This is a genomic window from Pseudomonas sp. K8, assembly GCF_014889455.1.
GTDB lineage: Bacteria > Pseudomonadota > Gammaproteobacteria > Pseudomonadales > Pseudomonadaceae > Aquipseudomonas > Aquipseudomonas veronii.
In genome coordinates this window covers 1-19,854 of sequence record NZ_VJWO01000063.1, presented here as the reverse complement: position 1 = coordinate 19,854, position 19,854 = coordinate 1, and the positions used below count along the sequence as shown (strand labels likewise).

General features: G+C 62.1%; 16 protein-coding genes and 1 pseudogene. 5 read left to right on the top strand and 12 right to left on the bottom strand.

Annotated elements, in window-relative coordinates:
* Positions 1-54 precede the first annotated feature (54 nt).
* Positions 55-1,347, bottom strand: a complete 1,293-nt coding sequence (purD, locus tag INT12_RS27570) for a phosphoribosylamine--glycine ligase (RefSeq protein ID WP_017849672.1) — start codon at positions 1,345-1,347, stop codon at positions 55-57.
* A 21-nt stretch (positions 1,348-1,368) separates the two neighbouring features.
* Here purD and INT12_RS31495 point away from each other — a divergent pair.
* Positions 1,369-1,482: pseudogene (locus INT12_RS31495) on the top strand (outer membrane lipoprotein carrier protein LolA); the annotation flags it as partial.
* Between the two features lie 15 nt (positions 1,483-1,497).
* On the opposite strand, the gene purH reads toward INT12_RS31495, so the two are convergent.
* The 10 genes from purH to INT12_RS27520 form a co-directional block, all read right to left on the bottom strand.
* Entirely contained in the window at positions 1,498-3,105 is a 1,608-nt protein-coding gene (gene purH / locus INT12_RS27565) for a bifunctional phosphoribosylaminoimidazolecarboxamide formyltransferase/IMP cyclohydrolase (RefSeq protein ID WP_169885519.1), read from the bottom strand.
* Positions 3,106-3,186: 81 nt separating this feature from the next.
* On the bottom strand, positions 3,187-3,507 hold the full coding sequence (fis, locus tag INT12_RS27560) for a DNA-binding transcriptional regulator Fis (RefSeq protein WP_002555375.1): 321 nt from the start codon (positions 3,505-3,507) through the stop codon (positions 3,187-3,189).
* The gene (dusB, locus tag INT12_RS27555) at positions 3,504-4,517 is read right to left on the bottom strand and encodes a tRNA dihydrouridine synthase DusB (protein ID WP_017849670.1); all 1,014 of its coding nucleotides are present in this window, start codon (positions 4,515-4,517) and stop codon (positions 3,504-3,506) included. Before dusB ends, fis begins: the two co-directional genes overlap by 4 nt.
* A gap of 185 nt (positions 4,518-4,702) precedes the next feature.
* Positions 4,703-5,947: a DUF3426 domain-containing protein gene (locus INT12_RS27550; RefSeq protein WP_193039894.1), complete on the bottom strand. Its 1,245-nt coding sequence runs from the start codon at positions 5,945-5,947 to the stop codon at positions 4,703-4,705.
* 30 nt (positions 5,948-5,977) lie between these two features.
* Positions 5,978-6,856 carry a 50S ribosomal protein L11 methyltransferase gene (prmA, locus tag INT12_RS27545; RefSeq protein WP_046384850.1) on the bottom strand — a complete coding sequence of 293 codons (879 nt, stop codon included), beginning with the start codon at positions 6,854-6,856 and terminating at the stop codon, positions 5,978-5,980.
* A gap of 279 nt (positions 6,857-7,135) precedes the next feature.
* Positions 7,136-8,497 carry an acetyl-CoA carboxylase biotin carboxylase subunit gene (accC, locus tag INT12_RS27540; protein WP_017849667.1) on the bottom strand — a complete coding sequence of 454 codons (1,362 nt, stop codon included), beginning with the start codon at positions 8,495-8,497 and terminating at the stop codon, positions 7,136-7,138.
* A 17-nt stretch (positions 8,498-8,514) separates the two neighbouring features.
* Positions 8,515-8,973 (bottom strand): acetyl-CoA carboxylase biotin carboxyl carrier protein, encoded by a 459-nt coding sequence (gene accB, locus INT12_RS27535; protein WP_017849666.1) that lies wholly within the window; start codon positions 8,971-8,973, stop codon positions 8,515-8,517.
* 24 nt (positions 8,974-8,997) lie between these two features.
* Positions 8,998-9,453: a type II 3-dehydroquinate dehydratase gene (aroQ, locus tag INT12_RS27530; protein WP_193039893.1), complete on the bottom strand. Its 456-nt coding sequence runs from the start codon at positions 9,451-9,453 to the stop codon at positions 8,998-9,000.
* Between the two features lie 296 nt (positions 9,454-9,749).
* Positions 9,750-11,711 carry a methyl-accepting chemotaxis protein gene (locus INT12_RS27525; protein ID WP_017849664.1) on the bottom strand — a complete coding sequence of 654 codons (1,962 nt, stop codon included), beginning with the start codon at positions 11,709-11,711 and terminating at the stop codon, positions 9,750-9,752.
* Between the two features lie 53 nt (positions 11,712-11,764).
* Positions 11,765-13,435 carry a response regulator gene (locus INT12_RS27520; RefSeq protein ID WP_193059101.1) on the bottom strand — a complete coding sequence of 557 codons (1,671 nt, stop codon included), beginning with the start codon at positions 13,433-13,435 and terminating at the stop codon, positions 11,765-11,767.
* A gap of 401 nt (positions 13,436-13,836) precedes the next feature.
* On the opposite strand from INT12_RS27520, the gene INT12_RS27515 reads away from it, so the two are divergent.
* From INT12_RS27515 to speA, 4 genes are all read left to right on the top strand, one after another.
* Positions 13,837-14,814 (top strand): DUF2333 family protein, encoded by a 978-nt coding sequence (locus INT12_RS27515; protein ID WP_370737517.1) that lies wholly within the window; start codon positions 13,837-13,839, stop codon positions 14,812-14,814.
* A 2-nt stretch (positions 14,815-14,816) separates the two neighbouring features.
* Positions 14,817-15,353: an NUDIX hydrolase gene (locus INT12_RS27510; protein WP_193039891.1), complete on the top strand. Its 537-nt coding sequence runs from the start codon at positions 14,817-14,819 to the stop codon at positions 15,351-15,353.
* Positions 15,354-15,676: 323 nt separating this feature from the next.
* A complete protein-coding gene (locus INT12_RS27505) occupies positions 15,677-16,048 on the top strand; it encodes a translation initiation factor Sui1 (RefSeq protein WP_017849660.1) in 372 nt (123 codons plus the stop codon).
* 144 nt (positions 16,049-16,192) lie between these two features.
* The gene (speA, locus tag INT12_RS27500) at positions 16,193-18,106 is read left to right on the top strand and encodes an arginine decarboxylase (RefSeq protein ID WP_057005974.1); all 1,914 of its coding nucleotides are present in this window, start codon (positions 16,193-16,195) and stop codon (positions 18,104-18,106) included.
* A 152-nt stretch (positions 18,107-18,258) separates the two neighbouring features.
* Here speA and INT12_RS27495 read toward each other — a convergent pair whose 3' ends face one another.
* Positions 18,259-19,596, bottom strand: coding sequence for an MATE family efflux transporter (locus INT12_RS27495; protein WP_193039890.1), 1,338 nt, complete (start codon positions 19,594-19,596; stop codon positions 18,259-18,261).
* Positions 19,597-19,854: the final 258 nt, after the last annotated feature.

Genomic DNA, 19,854 nt, shown 5'->3' with positions numbered 1-19,854 from the left:
TCATACGAGTACGGCAAGGGCCAGAGGCCCTTACCTAACCGAACGGATAGCGACTTAATGAGTCTCGCCACGTTCACGGGCAATCGCGCGATAGCCGATATCTTTACGGTAGAAGCAGCCGTTCCAGCTGATTTTTGCCGCCAGTTTGTAAGCCTGTTGCTGTGCAGCGTCGACACTGGCGCCCATCGCGGTGGCACATAGCACACGGCCACCTGCGGTCACCACCTTGCCGTCCTGCAGCGCAGTGCCCGCATGGAACACTTTGCCTTCCAGCGTCGCCGCCGCGTCCAGGCCTTCAATCACATCGCCCTTGGCGTAGTCGGCCGGGTAACCGCCGGCTGCCAGCACAATGCCGACGCTCGGGCGTGGGTCCCACTGGGCTTCAACCTTGTCCAGGGCCTGGGCCAGCGCGGCTTCCACCAGCAGCACCAGGCTCGATTGCAGGCGCAGCATCACCGGTTGGGTTTCCGGGTCGCCGAAGCGGCAGTTGAACTCGATGACCTTCGGGTTACCGGCCTTGTCGATCATCAGACCGGCGTAGAGGAAGCCGGTGTAGACGTTGCCTTCATCGGCCATGCCGCGCACGGTCGGCCAGATCACCAGGTCCATCACACGCTGATGCACTTCGCTGGTCACGACCGGGGCCGGGGAGTAAGCCCCCATGCCGCCGGTGTTCGGGCCGCTGTCGCCGTCGCCGACGCGCTTGTGGTCCTGGCTGGTGGCCATCGGCAGGACGTTCTTGCCGTCGACCATCACGATGAAGCTGGCTTCTTCGCCGTCGAGGAATTCTTCGATGACCACGCGCGAACCGGCTTCACCGAAGGCGTTGCCAGCGAGCATGTCGCGCACGGCGTCTTCGGCTTCCTGCAGGGTCATGGCGACGATCACGCCTTTGCCCGCGGCCAGGCCGTCGGCCTTGATCACGATTGGCGCGCCTTTTTCACGCAGGTAAGCCAGGGCCGGCTCGATCTCGGTGAAGTTCTGGTAGTCGGCGGTCGGGATCTTGTGGCGCGCCAGGAAATCCTTGGTGAATGCCTTGGAACCTTCCAGCTGGGCCGCGCCGGCGGTCGGGCCGAAGCAGTCCAGGCCGCGGCTGCGGAACAGGTCGACGACACCGGCAACCAGCGGCACTTCCGGACCAACGATAGTCAGGGAAACATTTTTCTCGGCGAAATCCGCCAGTTGTTCCAGGGCCAGCACGTCGATGGCGACGTTTTCGCACTTGGCTTCAATGGCGGTGCCGGCGTTGCCGGGGGCTACGAATACTTTCTGGACGCGTGGGTCCTGGGCAACTTTCCAGGCCAGGGCGTGTTCACGGCCACCGCTGCCAATAATCAAGACATTCATTTCAAAAACCTCTGAGAAACGCTGTGCTTCTCTGTAGGAGCGAGCTTGCTCGCGAAGGTCGTCAACGATAACGAGGGAAACCTGACACCTCGTGGCGTTTTTGAGTTTTTCGCGAGCAAGCTCGCTCCTACAGTCGGGAAGCGGTGCTGTTTAGTGACGGAAGTGGCGCATGCCGGTGAAGACCATGGCGATGCCGGCTTCGTCAGCCGCAGCAATCACTTCGGCATCACGCATCGAGCCGCCTGGCTGGATCACTGCGGTGACGCCGGCCTTGGCCGCGTTGTCCAGACCGTCGCGGAACGGGAAGAACGCGTCGGACGCCATCACCGAGCCCGCTACCTGCAAACCGGCATGTTCAGCCTTGATCGCGGCGATGCGCGCCGAGTTCACGCGGCTCATCTGGCCGGCGCCGACACCGATGGTCTGGCGGTTCTTGGCGTAGACGATGGCGTTGGACTTAACGTACTTGGCCACTTTCCAGGCGAAGATCAGGTCGTTGATTTCCTGCTCGGTCGGCGCGCGCTTGGTCACCACTTTCAGGTCGGCGCTGCTGATCATGCCGATGTCGCGGCTTTGCACCAGCAGGCCGCCGTTGACGCGCTTGTAGTCCCAGGCAGGGGCACGTTCGGGCGACCACTCGCCGCAGGCCAGCAGGCGCACGTTGGCTTTGGCGGCCACGATGGCGCGGGCTTCCTCGCTGACGGACGGGGCGATGATCACTTCGACGAACTGACGATCGACGATGGCCTTGGCGGTCGCGGCGTCGAGTTCGCGGTTGAAGGCGATGATGCCGCCGAAGGCCGATTCGGTGTCGGTGGCGTAGGCCAGTTCGTAAGCCTGGCGGATGCCGCCTTCAGCGTCCGGGCTCACGGCCACGCCGCACGGGTTGGCGTGCTTGACGATCACGCAGGCCGGCTTGACGAAGCTCTTCACGCATTCCAGCGCGGCGTCGGTGTCGGCCACGTTGTTGTAGGACAGTTCTTTGCCTTGCAGCTGGGTCGCGGTGGCGATGCCCACTTCGGCCGGCTTGGCTTCCACGTAGAACGCCGCGCTCTGGTGCGGGTTCTCGCCGTAGCGCATTTCCTGGGCCTTGATGAACTGGCTGTTGAAGGTCCGCGGGAACTGGCTGCGACCTTCTGTGCTGAGGGTCTCGGCGGCCTGGTTCACGGTGCCCATGTAGTTGGCGATCATGCCGTCGTAGGCGGCGGTGTGTTCGAACGCCTTGAGCATCAGGTCGAAACGCTGGGCGTAGGTCAGGCCACCGGCTTTGAGGTTTTCAAGCACCTGGGCGTAGTCGCTGGCGTTGACCACGATGGCCACGTCTTTGTGGTTCTTGGCGGCCGAGCGAACCATGGTCGGGCCGCCGATATCGATGTTTTCGATGGCGGTCGGCAGGTCGCAGCCCGGCTTGTTGATGGTGGCTTCGAACGGGTAGAGGTTGACGGCCACCAGATCGATCGGCTTGATGCCGTGCTCGTTCATGATGGCATCGTCGATACCGCGACGGCCGAGGATGCCACCATGGATTTTCGGGTGCAGGGTCTTGACCCGACCGTCCATCATCTCTGCGAAACCGGTGTAGTCCGCGACTTCTACTGCGGCCACGCCGTTGTCTCGCAGCAGTTTGAAGGTCCCGCCCGTGGAGAGGATTTCCACGCCCAGGGCTTCCAGCCCCCGGGCAAATTCGAGAACCCCGGTCTTGTCGGAGACACTGATCAAGGCGCGGCGGATCGGCAGGCGGGTAGTCTGGTCGGTCATTTCAATTTCCATCAAAAGCAAAGGAGTCAGCAAAAAAGGCGACCGGTTTTACGCGGGCGCCTTTCTGGTCGGATTGAATGCTTACAGCAAATCGTATTGTTTGAGCTTTTTGCGCAAGGTGCCACGGTTGAGGCCCAGCAGCTCACTGGCTTTGGTCTGGTTGCCCTTGACGTAGTTCATCACGCTTTCGAGCAAGGGCGCCTCGACTTCGGAGAGCACGAGGTTGTACACGTCCGTGACGGAAGCGCCCTCAAGGTGGGCGAAATAATTGTGCAGCGCCTTCTCGACACTCCCGCGAAGGGTCTGGCCTTCTTCGCTCGGCGTGTTGAGGTGCTGTTTCAAATTGACGTTGTCGCTCACGGGTGTTGTTCCACTCACTAAAGTCTCGGTCATCATCGTCATGCGGCCACCCCCTCTCCGTCCCCTGTCACCAGGCTCTTGTCACGTTCGCTGAAGAACTCACGAACGTTGGCGCACTGTGCTTCCGTATCATCCAAACGATTGAAGTGGGCGCGAAACTCCCTGGCGCCCGGCAGGGTTGCGAGATACCAGCCGACATGCTTGCGAGCAATGCGTACTCCCATCACGTCTCCGTAGAAGGCGTGCAGGGCGGCCAGATGCTCTAGCAGAATACGTTCCACCTCGATCAACCCCGGTGCCGGCAACAGCTCGCCGGTACGCAGAAAGTGTTCGACTTCACGAAAAATCCATGGCCGCCCCTGGGCGGCCCGGCCAATCAACAGGCCATCGGCACCGGTCGCATGCAGCACGCGCCGGGCTTTCTCGGCTGAGTCGATATCGCCATTGGCAAATACCGGCATCGACACGGCCTGCTTGATCGCGGCAATGGTGTCGTACTCGGCTTCGCCGGTGTAAAGATCGGCGCGGGTGCGGCCATGCACCGCCAGCGCTGAAATACCCGCCTGTTCGGCGATCTTCGCCACCGTCAGGCCATTCTTGTTGTCCCGGTCCCAGCCGGTACGAATCTTCAGGGTGACCGGTACATCCACTGCGGCGACAACGGCCTGCAGGATCTCGGCGACCAACTGCTCATCCTTCAACAGCGCGGAACCGGCGGCCTTGTTGCAGACCTTCTTGGCCGGACAGCCCATGTTGATGTCAATGATCTGCGCGCCCAGCTCCACGTTGGCCCGGGCCGCCTCCGCCAGCATCTGTGCGTCGCCACCGGCGATCTGTACCGAGCGGGGCTCGGGATCACCTTCGTGGATCATGCGCAGCCGCGATTTGCGGGTGTTCCACAAGCTCATGTCGCTGGTGACCATTTCCGAGACTACTAGACCCGCGCCCAAACGCTTGCACAGCTGACGAAAGGGCTGGTCGGTGACTCCCGCCATTGGCGCGAGAATCAAACCATTGTGCAATGTGTATGGGCCGATGCGTACCGCCGACATAGGACTTCCCTGTTGTGGGGCCGGATCATTAGAGTTCGAAAAAGGGTTGGCATGATACCCGCTCTCGATGACTGGATAAAGGCTGAATTGGATAAAATCTGAACAGTTATTTCTTTATCGCCACCGGTTTGGTTGCCGGCGGTCCAGTCAATAATCCGTCGTCAAACCTCGATGACCGCGCCGATTCACTCGGGCGAATGAAAGCTCAGGCTGTAATTCACCGCTTTGTTGCCGGGGTCGAGGATGTCCAGGGAGATATGGATCGGCGTCTGCGACGGCATTTCACTGACCCCGGCCAGCTCACCGCTCAGGTATTCGGCGGGCTTGAAGCGCCGACTGGCGATCAGGTTGCCGTTCAGGTCGGCAAAGCGCAGTTCCAGCAACGGGAACGGCTGGGAGAACGTCGCGCGGTTATAGATGATTGCATCCACCACCAGCGCGCCGGCGAATTCAGGATGGCTGCGCACCACCAGGTTGCTGCTCTTGATGTGCGCGATATCGACCCGTGATGGCACCGTGCAGCCCAATGTCGGGCACAGTTGCTGGAACCACGGGCGATAGGCGTCCTGGCGCGCCAGGTCGTCGAACTGGTAGGCAATGTACTGGCCGGCGAGGCCGGCGGCGGCGATCAGCACCAGCAACAGCCAGAGCAGGCGACGGCCCCAGCCCGACGGGCGTTTGCCGGCGTACAAGTGCAGCGGGTCATCTTCGAGGTCCTGCAGCAGCTCGTCGTGGGCGCTGGCGGCGCTGCGCGAGCGCTTGCGGCCTTGGGGGCGCTCGTCGGGTTCCGGCGCGTCCACGTCGTCGCTGACCGCGCTCACGGGTGGGTCGAGTTCGTCGTCTTCATCGGCAGGCGTGGAGCGTAGCGGCGGTTCATCGTCGATGTCGTCGGTGGCGAGGGACATCGACGGTTCGGTGCGCTGTTTAGTCGCAGGGGCATTTGCCGGTTCAGGTTCGTCTTCGGGCGCTTTGCCGCGTTCTTCAGGCGGTTCGCTGAACAGGCTGGCGGCCCATTTTTCTTCCTCGGCCTTGATCGTGTCGCGGCTGGCGCTGAGGGCATCTTCCTTTTTGCGTCGGTCGGCGCTGCCTTGCCGGCGTTCCGCGCCCAGCGGCTGGGTGTGTTGAATCTCGCGGCGTTCCAGCTTGGCCAGTTCTTTGTCCAGGTCCAGGTTGTCCAGGTCCAGCTCTTGCGCGGTCCACTGTTTCTGGCTGATCGCCCGCGGCGCCTCGGCGGCGTGCTCCGCTGCGGCCGGCTGTTCAGGCTTCGGCGCTTGCGCGTGGGCGCGCTGCTCCAGCAACTGGCGCGCGGCGTTGAACACTTGCAGGCACGAGCCGCAGCGCACCACGCCGCGCGCCACGTTCAACTGAGCGTGGCTGACGCGAAAGCGCGTTTGGCAATGGGGACACTGGGTGACGAAACTGTCGGTCATGCGGCCATCCGATTCAGGCAAGCGCTCATTCTAGCGCCGACGCCCGCTGATGCGTACCCAGCCATCACGATTGGCGATCGGGTCGAGCTCGAAATCCTGGGCGTAGGCTGCGGCCACGTCTTCACCCTGTTCGGCGAGGATGCCCGACAGCGCCAGGCGGCCACCCGGCTTGACCAGGCTCGACAGCTGCGGCGCCAGGGCCACCAGCGGGCCGGCGAGGATATTGGCGACCAGCACATCAGCCTGCACCTGGGGCAATTGCTCCGGCAGGTACAGTGGGAATTTGCCTTCAGCAATGTGGTTGCGCCCGGCGTTATCGCGGGAGGCTTCCAGGGCCTGTACGTCGATATCGGTGCCGACGGCTTCCTTGGCGCCCAACAACAGGGCGGCAATCGCCAGAATCCCCGAGCCGCAGCCGAAGTCCAGCACGTGGCAATCGTTCAGGTCCTGGCCGTCCAGCCATTCCAGGCACAGCGCGGTGGTCGGGTGCGTGCCGGTGCCGAACGCCAGGCCCGGGTCCAGCAGCAGGTTCACCGCGTCCGGCTCGGGGGCGGCGTGCCAGCTCGGCACGATCCACAGGCGCTGGCCGAAACGCATCGGCTGGAAGTTGTCCATCCAGCTGCGTTCCCAGTCCTGGTCTTCGATGATTTCGCTGTGGTGCTCGGGCAGCGGGCCGCCGGTGAGCAGTTCCATATGGGCCAGGACGCTGGCGGCATCGGTGCCGTCTTCGAACAGGGCCAGCAAGTGGGTGTGGGACCACAGCGGGGTGGTGTTGAGTTCCGGCTCGAAGATCGGCTGGTCTTCGGCGTCCATGAAGGTCACCGAGACGGCGCCCACTTCAAGGAACGCGTCTTCGTAGGTTTCGGCTTGTTCTGGGCTGATGGCGAGACGGACTTGCAGCCAAGGCATGGCGGGCACCTTTGAAAAAAATGAGTGTGCAGCGGGGAGGGGCTGCGAAAGCGCGCAAGTTTACGCGAGCGTGGAGAAGAAGACGACTGTACTGACAGTACGCCGACCAAATGTGGGAGGGGGCTTGCCCCCGATAGCGGTGTGTCAGTCTCAGTATCTATGACTGAACCACCGCCATCGGGGGCAAGCCCCCTCCCACATTTGGACTGTGTACATCTTCAAAATGGAGGGGCCACAAACAACAAAGCCGCCCGAAGGCGGCTTTGTTGGGTGGAGCACTTACTGGTTGGCCAGTTTGTGTTCCAGGTAGTGAATGTTCACACCACCTTCGCAGAAGCCTTCATCGCGGACCAGATCCCGATGCAGCGGGATGTTGGTCTTGATGCCGTCGACCACGATTTCGTCCAGGGCGTTACGCATACGGGCCATGGCCTCGTCGCGGGTGGCGCCCCAGGTGATCAGCTTGCCGATCAACGAGTCGTAGTTGGACGGAACCTTGTAGCCGCTGTACAGGTGCGAATCGACGCGAACGCCGTTGCCGCCTGGCGCATGGAAATGCTTGACCAGGCCTGGACTCGGGATAAAGGTTTTCGGGTCTTCGGCGTTGATCCGGCACTCCAGGGAGTGGCCGTGGATCTTCACGTCGTCCTGGGTGAAGGACAGCTCGTTACCGGCGGCGATGCTCAGCATCTCCTTGACGATATCGATACCGGTGACCATCTCCGAAACCGGGTGTTCTACCTGCACGCGAGTGTTCATCTCGATGAAGTAGAAACGGCCGTTCTCGTAGAGGAACTCGAAAGTGCCGGCGCCACGGTAGTTGATGTCGATGCACGCCTTGACGCAACGCGCCAGGACTTCCGCACGGGCTTTCTCGTCGAGGCCCGGTGCCGGTGCTTCTTCCAATACCTTCTGGTGACGACGTTGCAGCGAGCAATCGCGGTCGCCCAGGTGGATGGCGTGGCCCTGGCCGTCGGACAGCACCTGCACTTCCACGTGACGTGGGTTGGTCAGGTACTTCTCCAGGTAGACCATCGGGTTGCCGAACCAGGCAGCCGCTTCGGAGCGCGTCTGCTTGGCCGCTTCGATCAGGTCTTCTTCCTTGTGTACCACGCGCATGCCGCGACCACCGCCGCCGCCTGCGGCCTTGATGATCACCGGGTAACCGACTTCGCGACCGATGCGCAGCGCAGTGGTCTCGTCCTCGGGCAGCGGGCCGTCGGAGCCTGGAACGGTCGGCACGCCGGCCGCGATCATGGCGTCCTTGGCCGAAACCTTGTCACCCATCAGGCGAATGGTCTCGGCTTTCGGGCCGATGAAGGCAAACCCGGATTTTTCCACCTGTTCGGCGAAATCGGCGTTTTCCGCGAGGAAGCCGTAGCCCGGGTGGATGCCATCAGCGCCGGTCACTTCCGCAGCGGCGATGATGTTCGAGACTTTCAGGTACGAGTTCGCAGCCAGTGGCGGGCCGATGCAGATGCTTTCGTCCGCCAGTTTCACGTGCATCAGTTCGGTATCGGCCGTCGAGTAAACAGCGACGGTCTTGATGCCCTCTTCCTTACAGGCGCGCAGGATACGCAGCGCGATCTCGCCGCGGTTGGCGATCAGGACTTTTTGCAGTTTCTTCGCAGGTTTCAACATCGAAGGCGCTCCGCGGTTCAAACGATGGTGAACAGCGGCTGGTCGTACTCAACCGGCTGACCGTTTTCTACCAGAATGGATTCGATGACACCGGCTTTTTCGGCCGTGATGTGGTTCATCATTTTCATCGCTTCCACGATGCAGATGGTGTCGCCTTCTTTCACGGTTTTGCCGACTTCAACGAAGGCTGGCGAACCCGGTGCCGGGGTGCGGTAGAACGTACCGACCATTGGCGACTTGGCCACGAAGCCGTTCAGCTTGGGTGCAGCAGGCTCGGCGGCGGCGACAGGCGCAGCGGCGACCGGAGCGGCAGCGGCAGGTGCCGGTGCTTGCATCTGCGGCGCGTAGAATTGCTGGGCCGGGGTCTTGCTGTGGCGGCTGATGCGTACAGACTCTTCGCCTTCCTTGATTTCCAGCTCGTCGATGCCGGATTCTTCCAGCAGTTCGATCAGTTTCTTAACTTTACGGATATCCATGAATCGTCAACTCCCAAGGGTCGGTCAGGGGCGCTTGGCCGGTTGTTCAAGTTGTTCCAGGGCGGCCTCCAGGGCCAGTCGATAACCGCTGGCGCCAAGGCCGCAGATCACACCTACCGCTACGTCGGAGAAGTAGGATTGATGGCGGAAAGGTTCGCGTTTGTACACGTTCGACAAATGCACTTCGATGAATGGGATGCTCACCGCCAGCAGCGCGTCACGTAATGCAACACTTGTGTGCGTAAAAGCGGCGGGATTGATCAGAATAAAGTCCACGCCTTCGCCGCGCGCGGCATGGATGCGATCAATCAATTCGTACTCGGCATTGCTTTGCAGGTACAGCAAATGGTGGCCGGCTTCACGGGCCCGTCGCTCCAGATCGAGGTTGATCTGTTCTAGGGTCACTGCCCCGTAGACGCCCGGTTCGCGGGTGCCGAGCAGGTTCAGGTTGGGTCCGTGAAGAACCAGTAAGGTCGCCATCGGCTGTTCCTTGTTATTGATGTGGGTACGGCAGAACCCGGCGACTATGCCGCAAAGCGTTTATGACTGTCCAGTTCTATGCAGTAGGCAGCACGATTAGCGAGGATTGCGCGAAATTTGTGACTGCGGCCCAAGATCCGGTCATTGGTAATACCGTCTTGAAACCTGTGGCGATCAAATGTGGGAGGGGGCTTGCCCCCGATAGCGGTGGATCAGTTACAGATATTGAGACTGGCACACCGCTATCGGGGGCAAGCCCCCTCCCACATTGGTTCTTCGCGTGGCGCTAGGTCGGGTCAGACGCGGAAGGCTTGGACGGCGGTGTTGAGTTGGCCGCCCAGCACCAACAGGTGTTCACCCTGGCTGCGGCCCTGGCCGATGCGCAGCAGGTTGTCCTCACCCAACTGATGAATCCGTTCGCTGTTATCGCGAATCTCACTCACCGCACCGCTTTGCTGCGCGGTCACATCGGCGATACGCACGGAGGTGTCGGAAATGGTCTGGATCGCCCCGACGATTTCATCCAGCGCGCCGTCGGCCGCTTGTGCTTGCTGGGCGGTGGCTTCGGCGTGTTCGACCTGCGCGCGCATGCCTTCCACCGACTGGCGGGCGGCGGTTTGCAGGCCGGCGATGAGGCCCTGGATTTCGGCGGTGGCGCCGGCGGTGCGCTGGGCCAGGGAGCGCACTTCGTCGGCGACCACGGCAAACCCCCGCCCTGCGTCTCCGGCGCGGGCGGCTTCAATGGCGGCATTGAGCGCCAGCAGGTTGGTCTGGTCGGCGATCGAGCGAATCACCGTCAACACGCCGCCAATGGTCGCGGACTCTTCGGCGAGTTTCTCGATCATCTGCGCGTTTTGCTGCACTTCGCCCACCAGCGCATGCAGCCCGGTCAGGCTCAGGCCGATCACCCGCTGGCCGTGCTTCACCGCCTGGCCCGCGCTGCGGCTGGCGCCGGCGGCCTGGCTGGCGTCCCCGGCGACTTGTTGAATGGTCGCTTCCAATTCGCCCAACGAATCGCGGATCTGCGCGGTGTCCCCGGCCTGCCGTTCGGCGCCATCATGCAGGCCGCTGCTCAGCTCGGCCAGGGCGCGGCTGCTGCCGGCGACTTCCTCGGCATTGCCGCGAATGGTGCCCACCAGGTCCACCAGGTAGGCGCGCAAGCGGTTGAGGGAGGCTTCGATGTCGCGCAGTTCGCGGTTGGTCTTGCCCAAGGCAATCGGTTGGCTGAAGTCGCCTTCGCCCCAGGTCGACAGGGCCGGTGCCAGGTTGGTCAACACCCGAGCCAGGCGCCGTTGCAGAGTATCGATCAGCAGGGCGATCAGCAGGATCAGGCCGATCATCACCCCTTGCATCAGGCGCACTTCGCCCTGGATCACGGCGTGCTGCGCACGCACGACCGGCTCCAGGCCGGCGATGGCCTGTTGCACGGCGGCGATTTTCAGTTGGGTGCCGGCGGCGAGGTCGGCGCGCCGCTGGATCTGCTCGCGGGTACGCTTGAGTTCGGCCGGGTAGCGGGTCAGCAGGCTGTTGAGTTCGCGCTTGAGGTCGACGCCGGTGTCTTGTGTTTCGGTTTTTTCGCTGTTTTCCAGGCCCATCAGCGCCGAAAAGTCATCGGTGTTCGAACCGGCGTTGGCCTTGACCCCAAGTAAGGGCAGTTGCTCCAGCAGGTCGGCCTGGCCGCGGATATTGCTGACTTCGCGCTCCACATCATCCGCCAGTTCGGCGCGCCCGCTGCTCACCAGCTTGTCGCGGGCCAGGGACAGCTTGCCCAGGTGCTGGGACGCCGCCAGCAGCGGCGGCAGGTAGCGCGCTGCGGCGGGCGAATCGACGCCGATGGCGTACTGGCTCAGTTGCTCGAGGTTCGCGCCCAGTTCGCGCTCGGCCTGCAACAGCAGCGCTTGCGGGTCGCCGGCCAGTTTGCCGGCGGCGAGCAGGTCGGTTTTGCTGAAGGTGTCCAGCTCCTTCAGGCTGGGGCGCAGGCTTTGTGCGAGGTCGGCGGGCAATTCGTCCAGGTGCTGCAGCAGGCTTTCCAGGCTCTGGCTGGCGCTGCTCAAGCGCAGGGCGTCGCCGCTGGCGAGGTAGTCGTCGATGTTGCGTGCGGCCTGGTTCTGGAAGGTCTGCGACAACCCCAGGTAGCGTTCCATCAGCAAATAAGGCCGTTCCAGCGCGCGTTGCGACCACCAGAGCGTCGCCCCGAGTGCCAGGCACACGGCCACCAGAAGGAGGGTATTGAGATTGGTCAGCAGCTTCAGGCGCATGCGTGGTTTCAACCGACAGCAAAAGTTAAGTGCCTGAAGTTATTGCGTTTCTATTACAAAGTTATGACGGAGTCGCTGGATTCTGGTGAAAAGATGGCACTTTGATTTGATGTGTGCGCGGCTTGAACCCGATTGCGTCCGGCATCCTTGGCGCGGTACAGCGCCTCGTCGGCTTGGGCGGCCATCATCAGGCTGTCGGAATCGTCGCACAACTCCACCAGCCCGGCGCTGAAAGTACACCACAAGTCATGCGGCTGTGCCGGGTAGTGAATTTCGGCAAAGCGCCCACGGATTTCATCCAGCACCTTGCAGGCCGATTCCAGGTCGGTATCGGGCATCACAATCGCAAACTCTTCACCGCCGTAGCGGCCGATGTAGTCGGTCTTGCGCAAGCGCTGTTTGAGGAACAGCGCCAGGCTCTTGATCACGCGGTCGCCCATGGGGTGGCCGTGGCTGTCGTTGACGCGCTTGAAGTGGTCGATGTCGAGCATGGCAAAGCTCAACGGCTTATTCTCGCGACGAGCGCGGAAGGTGCAGTCTTCGAGCAATTGCAGGATATGGGTGTGGTTGTACAGGCCGGTCAGGCTGTCGCGCACCATCCGCGCCTTGAGGTTGCGCGCACGGGCCGCGCGGTTGCGCACGGTGGTGATCAGGTGGCGCGGCTTGATCGGCTTGGTGAGGAAGTCGTCGCCGCCTTCGCTCATGGCGTCCAGCTGTTTATCCAGGTCGTCTTCGGCCGACAGGTAGATGATCGGCACGCTGACGTACCGGTCGTTATGACGGATCACCTTGGCCAGTTCGGTGCCGGTGCAGGCGGGCATGTACATGTCGAGGATGATCAGGTCGGGCTGGAAATCCGCCAGCTCGGCCATGGCCTGGATCGGCTCGATCAGCGTGCGGGTGATGATACCGGCGCTGTTGAGCAGGCGCTCGGTGTGCAGCGCCTGGGCCCGTGAGTCGTCGATGATCAGCACTTTATAGGGGTCGTATTGGGCGACGCAGGTCAGCACTTCGATCTTTTCCAGCAGGCTCGAGGCTTCCAGCGTGCCGGTCAGGAACTCCTCGCCGCCGGCGCGCACGGCGGCGAGGCGGGTCGGGGTGTCGGTTTCATGCAGGCTGAAAAACAGCAACGGCAGCTTTTGTTCCAGGCCTTGCTGGGCCTCGGCGGCCAGTTGGAGGCCGAGGCCCGGGCCGCAGAAATCCACGTCCATCACAATCGCCGACGGCAGGCGCTCGGCCATCGCCACGCGATACGCCGCCACGTCGTCCAGGGACTGGGCGCTCAGGCCAAAGAATTCCAGCTGCTTGGCCAGACGCTCGGCGCGATCGTGATCGGCCAGCATCACGTAGATCGGCTTGCGCATCGGCGGCAGGAAGGTTTGCTCAAGCTGATCGCCCTGGCGCAGGCCGGTGCGGGACAGGCGTTGCATCAAGCGGTTGATTTCGGTGATCAGTTGACTGCTCAGGCGGCCGCGATTGGCGTCCACCGCTTTGAGCGACTCACCGATGTGCTGCGCCAGTTGGCCGTGTTCGGGCTGTTCGAAGCGTTCGGCGAAGCGCAGCAGGCGCAGGTTGGCTTCGCTGAGTTCGGAGAAGTCGGCGTCGGACCATTCGCTGCGTTGCAGGCGCTGCCAGATCTCAAGAATTTGACGTGCCTGATGAATTACCCGCTGGGCAAAGTGCTGCTTGAGACGCTCACGGCTGGGGTCTTCTGGCTCGGTCATATCCTGACTACTAGTGAAGGTGCGTGCTGAGGTCGACTGGTGGCTCTATGCTAGCACCTCTTTTCGGTTACATGAGTGTCATACGTCAATTAACTGCGAGTCCCTGGCATTCATTTAGTGACTAATTGGTCGTGCAGCGGAAAAAGCGCGCATCCTTTATAGTCGAATGCCCCCTGGGCGTCCGTTGGATCATAGTTGTAGGGCGAAAAGCCCGCATTGACGGGCACGATGGGGTAGGGTTGCTGTCGGAGTGTTTGAACGCACGCCGTCGATTGAAGTGCATGAACTCAAGTGATTGAAAGGATATCGCCATGCTGGACTGGAAAAACCGTGCAGGCAGTGCCAAAGGCCCCGCCCCTGAACCCAAGTCGGCCAACCGCAGCTATTTGCGTAGCGTGCTGATGAGCCGAGCGGTGCTCAGCGTACTCGGCTTGTATCTGTTGGTCACCGGTGCTTTGGGTTGGTACTGGAGCGAAGAGCCGGCGCTGTTCCCGGTCCAGCAGAACGCCCAGCTTGCCGCTGAAAAGGAAGGCAAGCAGATGGTGTTGGGTTACACCACCGTGGAAACCCTCAAGACCGTGGCCGGCACCTTGCTCAACAAGCCTGGGGGCTATATTTCCAACGACCGTTTCCCGCCGGGCCTGTGGATGGACAACATGCCAAGCTGGGAATACGGCGTACTGGTGCAGGTGCGTGACCTGACCCGCGCCTTGCGTAAGGATTTCGCCCGTTCCCAGTCGCAGTCGGCGGAAGACGCCGACCTGGCGAAGGCCGAGCCGCGTTTCAACTTCGACAACAAGAGCTGGGTGCTGCCTTCCAGCGAGTCGGAGTACCAGGAAGGCATCAATTCCCTGAATCGCTATGAAGTGCGCCTGTCCGACCCGAACCAGCGCGGCGCCTTGTTCTATGCGCGCGCCGACAACCTCAACAACTGGCTGGGCGATGTCGCCACACGCCTGGGTTCGTTGTCGCAACGTCTGTCGGCCAGTGTCGGCCGGGTCAAGCTGAACACCTCACTGAAAACCGAAGCGCTGGCGCCGGGTGAAGTGCCGCAGCTCGATGAAGAAGTGGTGGAAACCCCATGGCTGCAGATCGACAACGTGTTCTACGAAGCCCGCGGCCAGGCCTGGGCCTTGTCCCACCTGTTGCGCGCCATCGAAGTCGACTTTGCCGACGTGCTGGCCAAGAAGAATGCGACGGTCAGCGTGCGCCAGATCATTCGTGAGCTGGAGGCTTCGCAAGAGCCGGTCTGGAGCCCGATGATCCTCAACGGCAGCGGCTTTGGCATATTGGCCAACCACTCGCTGGTGATGGCCAACTACATTTCCCGGGCCAACGCGGCGGTGATCGACTTGCGTCAACTACTCAACCAGGGTTGATGATGGACGCCACTCAAAAGGAGGCCGCGCACCGCGCAGCCTCTGATGCGGAACTGATCTGCTGGGTCGACGAGCACGACAACCCGCTCGGCGCCCTGGTGCGCTCCGACCTGCGCCAGCGCGGCCTGATCGGCCGTTGCACCTTTATCTTCCTGTTCAACTCGGCAGGTGAACTGTGCGTACATCGACGCACCCTGAGCAAAGCCCTGTACCCCGGTTTCTGGGACACGGCGGCAGGCGGGATGGTGGCGGACGGCGAGAGTTATGCCGAGTCGGCCGCCCGCGAGCTTGCAGAAGAGCTCGGCGTGGGCGGGGTGGAGTTGGTCGAGCATGACCATTTCTACTTCGAGGACGGTGACAGCCGACTTTGGTGCAGATCCTACTCCGCCGTGTGGGACGGTGCGCTGTGCCTGCAGCCTGAAGAAGTCATGGAAGCGCGCTTTTTACCCCTTGAAATTGTCCTGCAGGAAGCGCAACAAAAGCCCTACTGCCCTGACGCGCAAGAGGGCTTGCGGCGCTATCTGGCCTCACGTCGCTAAAGTTGTATAAATTGGCGCGATTTGGCCCTTAGCAAGTGAGCTTTTTGTGGTTACACTGCGCGACTTTTCACCCGAACCACCCTTGTTCCACCCCCTGATTCCTGTAGGAGCGAGCTCGCTCGCGAAAACCTCAAGCGCGCTGCGGGCATCCTGAATGCCCGCGTCATCGTTGGCGATCTTCGCGAGCGAGCTCGCTCCTACAGGGAATCGGGGGCAATGACATGGGGGGTTCGGTAGCGCTGCCCCTGCCTGAGTGGGGCTTCGCGGTCGGCAACCGCCTGAGCGTTTGCCGATCAGTCTTTGTCCTCACAAGAGGATTGCCGGTGGCCAAAAAAGCCGCATCCTTCGCCGCCCTCGGTGGCCTGGTATTTTCCACCGACGCAGGTCGACACTGCCCGGACTGTCGTCAGCCCGTGGACGCCTGTACCTGCAAACAAACCCTGATCCCCGAAGGCGACGGCATTGCCCGCGTGCGACGCGAGAGCAAAGGCCGTGGCGGCAAGACGGTGACTACCATCACCGGCGTGCCGCTGGCCGAAGACGCGCTGAAGGAACTCGCCACCACGCTGAAAAAGCGCTGTGGCACCGGTGGCGCGTTGAAAGACGGGGTCATCGAGATCCAGGGCGATCACGTCGAGTTGCTGTTGGCCGAGCTGATCAAGCTCGGGTACAAGGCCAAGAAGTCCGGCGGCTGAAAGCCTCTTCCCAACCAGTGTCTAAACTCTGTCCTGCGAGTGGGGTCTGACCTTACTCACAGGCAAATCGTCATTTTCATTCTTTAGACTGCGCCAGCCTCCAACGAGGGGCGGCGCCTTCGACTTCATTTATAGGGGACTTCAATGTCCGTACGACGCACACGCAAAGACGATGGCAGCCAATGGACAGTTGCGGACAGCCGCAGTGTTTACGGGATTCGTCATTGGGGGGCCGGGTATTTCGCGATCAATGATGCCGGTCGCGTTGAAGTTCGTCCGAACGGCCCGAAAAGCACGCCTGTCGACCTGTACGAGCAAGTCGACGAGTTGCGCAAAAGCGGCTTGTCCTTGCCGCTGCTGGTGCGTTTCCCCGACATCCTGCAAGACCGCGTGCGCCAGTTGACCGGTGCGTTCGATTCGAACATCGAGCGTCTGGAATACCAGAGCAAATACACCGCGCTGTACCCGATCAAGGTGAACCAGCAGGAGGCGGTGATCGAAAACATCATCGCCACCCAGGACGTGTCCATTGGCCTGGAAGCCGGCTCCAAGCCGGAACTGCTGGCCGTGCTGGCCCTGGCGCCGAAAGGCGGGACCATCGTCTGCAACGGTTACAAGGACCGCGAATTCATCCGCCTGGCGCTGATGGGCCAGAAGCTGGGTCACAACGTGTTCATCGTGATCGAGAAAGAGTCCGAAGTTGAGCTGGTGATCGAAGAAGCCGCCAACCTCAAGGTCAAGCCACAGGTCGGCCTGCGCGTGCGCTTGTCGTCCCTGGCGTCGAGCAAGTGGGCTGACACTGGCGGTGAGAAATCCAAGTTCGGGTTGTCGGCGGCGCAACTGCTGTCGGTGGTCGAGCGCTTCCGCGCCGCCAGCCTGGACCAGGGCATCCGCCTGTTGCACTTCCACATGGGCTCGCAGATCGCCAACCTGGCCGACTACCAGCACGGGTTCAAGGAAGCCATTCGTTACTACGGCGAACTGCGCAACCTCGGCCTGCCGGTGGACCACATCGACGTCGGCGGCGGCCTGGGCGTGGACTACGACGGTACTCACTCGCGCAACGCCAGCTCGATCAACTACGACATGGACGACTACGCCGGTGTCGTCGTGGGCATGCTCAAGGAGTTCTGCGACGCGCAGAGCCTGCCGCACCCGAACATCTTCTCCGAGAGCGGCCGCTCCCTGACCGCCCACCACGCCATGCTGGTGGTGCAAGTCACCGACGTCGAGAAGCACAACGACGAAATGCCGCAGATCGAGAACAAGGAAAACCTGCCGGAAACCGTGCAATGGCTGGTGGACCTGCTCGGCCCGACCGACATCGAGATGGTCACCGAAACCTACTGGCGCGCCACTCACTACATGAGCGACGTGGCCACCCAGTACGCCGACGGCAAACTGACCCTGGCGGAAAAAGCCCTGGCCGAACAGTGCTACTTCGCCGTATGCCGCCGCCTGCATAACTCGCTGAAAGCACGTCAGCGCTCGCACCGCCAGGTGCTCGACGAACTCAACGACAAGCTGGCGGATAAATACATCTGCAATTTCTCGGTGTTCCAGAGCCTGCCGGACACCTGGGCCATCGGCCAGGTATTGCCGATCCTGCCGCTGCACCGCCTCGACGAAGAACCGATGCGCCGCGCGGTATTGCAGGACTTGACCTGCGACTCCGACGGCAAGATCAAGCAATACGTCGACGAGCAGAGCATCGAGACCAGCCTGCCGGTACACGCGCTGAAAGAGGGTGAAGACTACCTGCTGGGTATCTTCCTGGTCGGCGCCTACCAGGAAATCCTCGGTGACATGCACAACCTGTTCGGCGACACCGACTCGGTGAACATCTATCAGCGTGAAGACGGTTCGGTGTACAGCGCCGGGATCGAGACCCACGACACCATTGAAGACATGCTGCGTTATGTGCACTTGTCGCCGGAGGAGTTGATGACGCATTACCGTGACAAGTGCGCCAGCGCGAAGATCAGTGCCAGCGAGCGCACGCAGTTTCTGGATGCGTTGCGCTTGGGTCTGACGCGTTCGTCTTACCTGTCCTCCTAAGCACCCATCCTTGTAGGAGCGAGCTTGCTCGCGAAGATCGTCAACGATGACATGGGCTGTCTGGATGCCCGTGTTGTCTGAACGTTTTTCGCGAGCAAGCTCGCTCCTACAGTGACGGTGACGGTGACGGTGACAGTGATAGTGAGGGGCGCTTATCCCAGCCACTGATTCTGTCGGTTCAAACGCCAGGCAATCGTCCAAAGCGTAAGACTGCGCAGGGCCATGAACAGCAGGAAGCTGATCCACAGGCCGTGGTTGCCGTAGCTCTGCAACAGCCAGGCGAATGGCAGCAGGATCAGCACCGTCAGCAGCATGCCGTTACGCATTTCCCGCGCACGCGTGGCGCCGATGAACAGCCCGTCCAGCAGATAACTCCACACCGCAATCAACGGCAGCACCGCCAGGTATGGCAGGTAGATGTCGGCGGTTTCGCGCACGCTGGGAATGTCGGTCTGCATGGCGATGAACAGGTGGCCGGCGAAGGTGAAGAGCAGGGCGAAACCGACGCTGGCGATCAGCGACCAACCGCAGGCGACCACCAATGAACGGCGCAACGCCTGACGGTCGTGCGCGCCAATGGCATGGCCGCACAGGGCTTCGACCGCATGGGCCAGGCCGTCCAGGGCGTGGGCGGTCAGCAGCAGGCCGTTGAGCAACAGCGCGTTGGCGGCCACGGTGGCGTCGCCCAGGCGTGCGCCTTGCACCGTGATCATGAAAAACACCGACTGCAACGCCAGGCTGCGGATAAAGATGTCGCGGTTCACCGCCAGCAGCGGGCGCCAGCTGTGCCAGCGTTGCAAGGCGGCCCAGGCGATATGCCCGGGGTAGGCGCGCAGGGCTTTTTGCGTGAGGGCCAGGCCGAGCAGGGCACCGGTCCATTCGGCGATCACCGAGGCGCGTGCGGAGCCGACGACGCCCCAGTCCAGGCCGAGGACGAACCACAGGTTGAGGGCGATGTTGACCAGGTTGGTGGTCAGCAGGATCGCCAGCGGCGCGCGGGCGTTTTGCGTGCCGAGGAACCAGCCGACCAAGGCATAGCTGGCCAACGCGGCGGGCAGGCCGAACAGGCGGGTGTGGAAGAACTCGCGGGTCAGTTGATTGAGTTCGGCGGAGGGCTGCATCCATTCCAGGGCCAGGTGGCTCAGCGGGATGCCCACTGTACCGAGCAACATCGCCAGGCCCAGCGCCAACAGCAAACCTTGCAACAGGATTTGCCGCAGCGCCGCGCCATCGTTGCGCCCGGCGGCCTGGGCGGCGAACCCGGTGGAGCCCATGCGCAGAAAACCCATGGCCCAGGCCAGGAAGGTATACAGGCTGGCCCCGACAGCCACGGCGCCCAGTTGGTGGGCGTGGGGCAGGTGGCCGATGACCATGCTGTCGACCAGGGCCACCAGCGGTACCGAGATGTTCGACAGGATCATTGGCGCGGCCAGGGCCCAGACGCGGCGGTGGGTTGGGCGGTGGCGCCAGTCGCTGAGCAGTGAAGTCATTTGGGCTCCTTGGGGGAGCGGCATTGTAACTGTCCCCCCAACACGCCGCAGAACCAATGTGGAATGGGGGGCTAAATGTGGGAGGAGGGCTAAATGTGGGAGGGGGCTTGCCCCCGATGGCGGTGAGTCAGTCAGCTTATTTGTAGCTGATCCACTGCGATCGGCGGCAAGCCCCCTCCCACACTTCGCCCTCATTCCACATTTGGTTCTCATTCCACATTTAGTCCCCCGTTCCATACTTTGCTCCTCATTGTTTTT

What these genes read in the sequence shown, in the direction of transcription:
- INT12_RS27515 (WP_370737517.1), top strand. Translation starts at nt 13,837, where the DNA reads ATGAGCCGAGCGGTGCTCAGCGTACTCGGCTTGTATCTGTTGGTCACC.
- dusB (WP_017849670.1), bottom strand. Translation starts at nt 4,517, where the DNA reads ATGTCGGCGGTACGCATCGGCCCATACACATTGCACAATGGTTTGATT.
- accB (WP_017849666.1), bottom strand. Translation starts at nt 8,973, where the DNA reads ATGGATATCCGTAAAGTTAAGAAACTGATCGAACTGCTGGAAGAATCC.
- INT12_RS27550 (WP_193039894.1), bottom strand. Translation starts at nt 5,947, where the DNA reads ATGACCGACAGTTTCGTCACCCAGTGTCCCCATTGCCAAACGCGCTTT.
- purH (WP_169885519.1), bottom strand. Translation starts at nt 3,105, where the DNA reads ATGACCGACCAGACTACCCGCCTGCCGATCCGCCGCGCCTTGATCAGT.
- INT12_RS27495 (WP_193039890.1), bottom strand. Translation starts at nt 19,596, where the DNA reads ATGACTTCACTGCTCAGCGACTGGCGCCACCGCCCAACCCACCGCCGC.
- speA (WP_057005974.1), top strand. Translation starts at nt 16,193, where the DNA reads ATGTCCGTACGACGCACACGCAAAGACGATGGCAGCCAATGGACAGTT.
- INT12_RS27525 (WP_017849664.1), bottom strand. Translation starts at nt 11,711, where the DNA reads ATGCGCCTGAAGCTGCTGACCAATCTCAATACCCTCCTTCTGGTGGCC.
- aroQ (WP_193039893.1), bottom strand. Translation starts at nt 9,453, where the DNA reads ATGGCGACCTTACTGGTTCTTCACGGACCCAACCTGAACCTGCTCGGC.
- purD (WP_017849672.1), bottom strand. Translation starts at nt 1,347, where the DNA reads ATGAATGTCTTGATTATTGGCAGCGGTGGCCGTGAACACGCCCTGGCC.
- fis (WP_002555375.1), bottom strand. Translation starts at nt 3,507, where the DNA reads ATGACGATGATGACCGAGACTTTAGTGAGTGGAACAACACCCGTGAGC.
- prmA (WP_046384850.1), bottom strand. Translation starts at nt 6,856, where the DNA reads ATGCCTTGGCTGCAAGTCCGTCTCGCCATCAGCCCAGAACAAGCCGAA.
- INT12_RS27520 (WP_193059101.1), bottom strand. Translation starts at nt 13,435, where the DNA reads ATGACCGAGCCAGAAGACCCCAGCCGTGAGCGTCTCAAGCAGCACTTT.
- accC (WP_017849667.1), bottom strand. Translation starts at nt 8,497, where the DNA reads ATGTTGAAACCTGCGAAGAAACTGCAAAAAGTCCTGATCGCCAACCGC.
- INT12_RS27510 (WP_193039891.1), top strand. Translation starts at nt 14,817, where the DNA reads ATGGACGCCACTCAAAAGGAGGCCGCGCACCGCGCAGCCTCTGATGCG.